General features: G+C 47.2%; 6 protein-coding genes. 3 read left to right on the top strand and 3 right to left on the bottom strand.

Annotated features, from left to right (window positions below; translation table 11 throughout):
- Positions 1-224: 224 nt before the first annotated feature.
- The 3 genes from ACPEPR_RS08470 to def form a co-directional block, all read right to left on the bottom strand.
- Complete coding sequence (locus tag ACPEPR_RS08470) at positions 225-2,243, bottom strand: TonB-dependent copper receptor (RefSeq protein ID WP_423562299.1); 2,019 nt, start codon at positions 2,241-2,243, stop codon at positions 225-227.
- Positions 2,244-2,316: 73 nt separating this feature from the next.
- A complete protein-coding gene (locus ACPEPR_RS08465) occupies positions 2,317-2,739 on the bottom strand; it encodes a DUF2946 family protein (protein ID WP_016658991.1) in 423 nt (140 codons plus the stop codon).
- Positions 2,740-2,829: 90 nt separating this feature from the next.
- Positions 2,830-3,354: a peptide deformylase gene (def, locus tag ACPEPR_RS08460; protein WP_005181462.1), complete on the bottom strand. Its 525-nt coding sequence runs from the start codon at positions 3,352-3,354 to the stop codon at positions 2,830-2,832.
- A gap of 119 nt (positions 3,355-3,473) precedes the next feature.
- On the opposite strand from def, the gene ACPEPR_RS08455 reads away from it, so the two are divergent.
- The 3 genes from ACPEPR_RS08455 to ACPEPR_RS08445 are packed head-to-tail and all read left to right on the top strand — an operon-like array spanning position 3,474 to position 6,401.
- Positions 3,474-4,631, top strand: coding sequence for a LysM peptidoglycan-binding domain-containing protein (locus tag ACPEPR_RS08455; protein ID WP_016658990.1), 1,158 nt, complete (start codon positions 3,474-3,476; stop codon positions 4,629-4,631).
- Positions 4,632-4,647: 16 nt separating this feature from the next.
- Positions 4,648-5,790 carry a DNA-processing protein DprA gene (gene dprA, locus ACPEPR_RS08450; RefSeq protein ID WP_411687277.1) on the top strand — a complete coding sequence of 381 codons (1,143 nt, stop codon included), beginning with the start codon at positions 4,648-4,650 and terminating at the stop codon, positions 5,788-5,790.
- Between the two features lie 44 nt (positions 5,791-5,834).
- Positions 5,835-6,401 (top strand): L-threonylcarbamoyladenylate synthase, encoded by a 567-nt coding sequence (locus ACPEPR_RS08445; protein WP_423562298.1) that lies wholly within the window; start codon positions 5,835-5,837, stop codon positions 6,399-6,401.
- Positions 6,402-6,483 lie beyond the last annotated feature (82 nt).

Here is a 6,483-nt window from a genome sequence, read left to right as displayed (position 1 = left end):
TGCCATGCAAGGCTTTTTTCAAAAGAAATATTTCGAGTGTTTATTTTATAAACCCAAAAATAGATAAACCACTGTTTTATCTTATAAATTTATTTTAGTAAAAATCTGTGAAATTCTTCAAAACACAATTACAAAACTTAAGCTACTGTTTTTTATATAATTATTACAATAGAAAAGTAAAAAGCAGAGCCGAAGCCCTGCTTTTGGTTTAAATAAAGCCCAAATTAGAACTTCATACTGATACGCGCCCAGTAGTTACGACCAATATTATTAAATTGCTGATCGGTTGGTAAACCTGTTCCTGATGCACCCATTTTGTTTAAATGCTCGGTATAAGTTTTATCTAGTACGTTATCAACACCTACAGACACATCAACACCTTTACTTAGGTTATAGCTGCCGTTTAAAGACAGTACGCCAAAACCACTACTCTCTTTCACATCATAGCCCACGATATTACCTTCACGTTCACTGATACGACTTTGACCATCCACCATACGTAATAATGCGCCTAACGTATATTTATCCTGAACATAGCGCAGGTTTAAACGCCCTTCCAAAGGTGAAATTTGTGGTAACGGTGTATTGTTTGTGGTGTTTTCACCCCACGCATACATGGCGCTCACATCTGCCTGCAAAGCATCGGTAAATTGATAACCTATACCAACTTCTGCACCTGCAATCGTTGCATCCACATTTCGGGTTTCAGCTTTATTGTTTGCATTGTACTTAGTCAAGATAAAATCTTGAACCAAACCAGCATAAGCCGATGCCCAAGAGCTGAATGCACCATGTTCATGTTGATAACCCAAATCAAGCTGAAGTGTTTTTTCAGTATCAATGCTATTAAAGGCATTGATACTGCCATTACCTTTTTCAGGACTAAACAATTCCCAATAATCAGGCATACGCTCAACATAACCTAAACCAATATAGGTTTTAGCATCATGGTGTGGATGTTGATTTTCCAAACGAATAAAACCACTTGGCAAAGTTTCTTTACGTTGTTGAGCCGTTTGTACCGCATCTACTTCAACCTGATCGACACGAACACCGCCCACTAAACGATTCTGCTCACTCAGCTGATAACCCAACTCACCAAAAGCGCCAACAGACTGAAACTTCATATCTTTGATACGTGGTAAGGCATGATAGGCAATATTATTTTCTGTATCGGTCTTACGGATTGTGTGCTCATTATTTTGAGTATCAATACCCGTAATAAAATCTAGCTGATCCCACTCATGTGTCACTGCCAGACGTGCGTTTAAGGTTTTACGCGCCACGTTGGTAGCCGTTTCTTTTGGCATCATCATGGTCGGCTTAAACTGACGCAAACTATAGTTATCCATCACATGATCATTAAAATTATAGTTAATCTGCGCTTCAATTTTCTTGATCACATCAGTGATGTTCTGTTTTTCAATGCGTAAACCCAGACTTTCACGGGCAAATTTGGAACCATCCATCATCCGGCCAGCATACACCGCTTCACCATCGGCTTTCCCTCCGGTCAATTCAACCCAGGTATCTGCATCCGGGGTCCAGCCCAGTGCTACATCAGCATTCCAACGTTCCCAGTCCGATGGCACGGTATTGCCCTCACCATCCTGATAGCTATTCGATACCGAACGGTTGCTATTTAGGCGAATATATTTCTGCTCGTCGCCTGCTGCAACCTCAATATTATGGTCCAGACGGCCAAATGAACCGGCCAGCACACTCAGTTGACCACGATAGTGCTGATCTTCATCAAACTGTTCCGGACGGCGCTCAAAAATCACCGTGGCAGCTGAACCGGTATTGGCATATTGCACGGTTTGTGGGCCTTTAATTACCGAAATCTGGTCATAACTTTCTGGTGAAATATAGGAGGTCGGTGAATCCATACGACTCGGACAGGCACCCAGGTTTTCTGTGCCATCGGTCAGAATTTTAATCCGCGAACCAAACATGCCACGGAAAGTCACATCGCCATTGGTACCAGCGCCACTGTTGACCGCGCTAAAACCGACAATACTTTGCAGATAATCTGCGCCATCGGTGGCTGGAATCGGTTGAATTGGCTGTTTCGGATCGGCACGGACAATCAGGCCGTTGGCATCATTGCCCTGATGCGCAGTCATCACAATAGGTGCCAGACTTTGGACGGGTGTTGGGGTTTCTGCAAACACAACTGGTGAATAACAAGCAACACAAATCGCAGCCGCAAGAGGCTGTAAAAAGAATTTTGGCTGAGCCATTTTTCATTTCTCACTGGAATACATATAAAACACGGCTTAAGTCATTCAAGACCCAAGCAAAACAAACGCGGTTTTATGCAAACAGTGGCGGTGCCCTACCCTGAGGAATAAGAAATAGTCGTTGCAGTGCAAACCAGACATGCTGGAAAGCTTTTTCAAAAGCGATAAAACGCACTTGAATACGATCAAGCACTTCTTTCACACTGAGTTCTGGGGGTAAAACAAGATTGCCGTACACGGTACAGTACTGGCATTGATGATTGGCATCATGATGATTATGCCCGTCATCTGAAATGACTGGTTGATGCTGACTGTACAGATGTTCGGAATGGGCATGTCCATGCGCTGAATGATCAACCGGCAATAAAAGCGCACGCGTAATGGTTTCACAGACCGGTGCCACCTGATAGGCTTTCGGCAGCAAAGGCTGTAAAAAAACAGCAATCTGTAAAAATACTGCCATCAGTGAGAGCAGTAAACCACTACGAATCAACAAACATATATTCCTGCTTTTGACTGGCCCAAGTATAACAAAGCCCAATCGAAATTGGGCTGTTTTGTCCTGATCTTTTGGTCGCAGGGCTGTTTAGCGTTTAACCGCCACTTTCTGACGCTGACGCACCACTTTTTCGACTTTTTCACGGGCACGCTGGCGCTTTAATGGCGACAGATAATCGACAAAAAGCTTACCATTTAAGTGATCCATTTCATGTTGGATACAGACAGCGAGAAGTCCGTCCGCTTCTAACTCAAATGCTTGACCTTCAAGGTTAATTGCCTCAATTTTTACACGTGACGGACGCTCAACTTTGTCGTATATTTGAGGCACTGACAAGCAGCCTTCTTCATAAGGCTGGGTTTCTTCAGTCAATGGGGTAATTTTGGGGTTAATGAATACCATCGGTTGGTCTTTGTTTTCAGACAGATCCATAACAATCAGCTGAATATGACGGTCAACCTGCGTTGCAGCCAGCCCGATGCCGGGCGCTTCATACATGGTTTCAAACATATCTGCGGCGAGCTGACGAATTTCATCAGTAACTTCTTCGACGGGTTGTGCAATGGTACGAAGACGGGGATCGGGGAAACTTAAAATAGGTAATAAGGCCATATTACGTCCTCAGCTTTGCCATTGGTCAAATAACCGAATGAAGGAATGCTTCATCGAAAAAATGTATGTAAGATCGTTATTATAACGCAACTACATACATAATTTTAGGAATTATGATAATGAAAAAGGTTTTGAAGGGCACATCTTCTTTTCGTGCCTTGGGGTTAAAACAGCAGGCGCTGGCACTTGCTGTCTGTTTCAGTTTTGGGGTGGGCGCAGTCAGTACTGTACAGGCCGCACCGGCACGCAATATCAACCCACCGACCTTACAGGCCAATGCACCAAATGTGTATGTGGTGAAAAAAGGCGATACGCTGTGGGATATTTCCAAGAAGTTTCTGCAAAACCCGCTGCGCTGGCGTGAAATCTGGGCCAGCAACAAGCACGTGAAAAATCCGCACTGGATTTTCCCGGGAGATCGCCTGCTGATGTGTACCTATGATGGCCGCCCGATCATTGGTAAAGATGAAGGTGATGGCTGTGAAGGTATTATCCGTCGTTATACCGGTAACACCACCAGCCTGCAGCCGCAAATCCGGGTCGAGTCACTCAACAATACCATTCCGGTGATTCCACTGGAGTACATCCAGCACTGGCTGGAACGTACCAGCATTATTGCCCCTGAATCTTTGCAACAGACGCCTTATATTTTAGGCACGGCGGATCAGCGTGTCCTGGCGGCCAAAGGCCAGAATGTCTATGCCCGCGGTCAGGGTCTGCAAGTTGGCCAGCGTTATGCTGTGTATCGTGAAGGCGAACCGTATATCTTCACCGATGCCAACGGTAAAAAATACAATGCCGGTCTGGAGCTGACTCAGGTTGCATCCGGTATTGCAGTACGCGGTGAAAATGATATTACCACCCTGGAACTGACCGATACCTACAATGCCGAAGTGCGTCGTGGCGATCGTGTGCTGCCAGAATATGACCCGATGTTACCAACCCTATTCTACCCGACCAATGCCGAACACATTGCAGCAGATGGCCAGGTGGTACGCGTGATGGGTTCAATTGGTACCGCAGCTAAACACAGTGTGGTCACCATTGACCGTGGTCAGGCGCACGGCGTGCAATCCGGTCATGTATTTGCTGTAACTCAAAAAGGCGAAGTGGTCACCGATCCGAAAACCCGTGAACGGGTGCAGCTGCCAGGCGAGCGTATTGGCTATGCCATGGTCTTTAAAACCTTTGACCAGCTCAGCTATGCCTATATTCTGGACAGCGAACTACCAATTAAAGTCGGGGCCGGTATTCAGCCACCGATTATGGAAGATTAAGACTGAGGGATGAGCCATGCTGAATACGATATCACCCGGTCATCTCGCAACGATTCGCCTGTGGTATCTGGTTCAGCATTCACTCCCCAGCTTTTATAAATTAATCCGGCACTTCGGTTCGGCCGCTGCGGCCACCGAAGCCGGCAACCTGCAGCGCTGGGCAGAACTGGGACTGCATCAGAACCATCTGCAACGCGCACGGGATTTTCATCAAGCACAGGCACAAGCCGACTTCCAGCACTTGCTGCAGCGCGTCCAGCAACATACCGATTTTATTCTTATTCCCGAAGATGTCGGTTACCCCACCCAACTGCTGCCCTATACCGATAAGCCACCAATTTTATTTGGTCAGGGACAGGCGCAACCTTTACTTCAGCCGCAAGTGGCAATTGTCGGCAGTCGCAAAGCCAGTCCGCATGGCCGGCAGGTGGCTTATGACTTTGCCTATTATTTAAGTGAAAAAGGCTTTTTTATTAACAGTGGCCTGGCGCAAGGCATTGATGAAGCAGCCCATCAGGGTGGACTAAAACATCAACGTACCATTGCTGTGATGGGTACTGGCCTCGACCTCACCTACCCGGCCACACATCAGGGCCTGCGTGACCAGATTCTGCAACAGCATGGCACTATTATCAGTGAGTTCCTGCCCCAGACTAAACCGCTACAGCAGCATTTTCCACGGCGCAACCGCATTGTCAGTGGACTTAGCCTGGGAGTAATTGTGGCCGAAGCCACGCTGGACAGTGGCTCGCTGATTACCGCCAAACTGGCAGCTGAACAGGGCAAAACCGTGTTTGCCATTCCCGGTCATATCTACAGTGAATTTCATCAGGGCTGCCATCAACTGATTCGGGAAGGTGCAATTCTGGTCGATCATCCGGAACAGGTCATTGAAGATCTGGCCTTGCCAACCCAATGGCTGAGTCAACAGCAGGCGAACTCATCCGGTACAGCATCTACAGCTGCCCACTCGACCTTGCCCGAACATCTGCTGGCCCTATACAGCCAGCTGGACTGGGTTGGTAAAAACATGGACCAGCTGGCCAGCGAACTGCAACAGGAAACCGCCCATTTAACCGCTCAGTTAATGGAACTGGAGCTGCTCGGGATGGCAATGCAGCAATCGGGGCTATATCTGCGTTGTCGTCCATCGCAATAAGGTTCACAATAGTACACCCCGCATAACCTCGAAAGGTGTACCACATGATTACAACCTCTGTTGCCGAAGCAGCCACTTGTCTACAGCAAGGACAGGTGCTGGCCTATCCTACAGAGGCAGTTTGGGGTCTCGGCTGTGACCCGTATAACCAAGATGCTTTTATGCAGATTCTGCAACTGAAACAGCGTCCGATTGAAAAAGGCGTGATTTTATTGGCCGGTCATATTTCCCAGGTAGAACATTTGCTGCACAACCTGGCCGAACCACAGCGTCAACAGGTGATCGACTCCTGGCTCAATCCACCCGCAGAGCGTGCTACCACCTGGTTGTTGCCGGCAGGTGAGCATATTCCCAGCTGGATTAAAGGCCAGCATCCTAAAGTTGCGGTACGTGTAACCACGCATCCGCTCTGTGTCGCGCTATGTCATGCCTTTAGCGGCTTTATTGTATCGACCAGTGCCAATCCGGCCGGACAGGAACCGGCGCGCTCCCTGCAAGAGGCCAGCCAGTATTTTGACAATCAGCTGAATTATTTAAATGGCGATTTGGGACTCAGCCAGTTACCTAGCCGTATTCTGGATGCTGAAACCGGTGCCGTGATTCGTGACTGAAGATCGGGCCAGAAATGAAAGAAATTTCAGGCAAAAAAAAGCTCAACCATATAGGGATGGTTGAGCATAAAAAAGGATGTGT

The sequence above is a fragment of the Acinetobacter sp. AND/436 genome, from assembly GCF_049546925.1.
Classification (GTDB): Bacteria; Pseudomonadota; Gammaproteobacteria; order Pseudomonadales; family Moraxellaceae; genus Acinetobacter; species Acinetobacter indicus.
The sequence above is the reverse complement of the archived record's forward strand: the minus strand, read 5'-3'. Positions and strand labels throughout refer to the sequence as shown.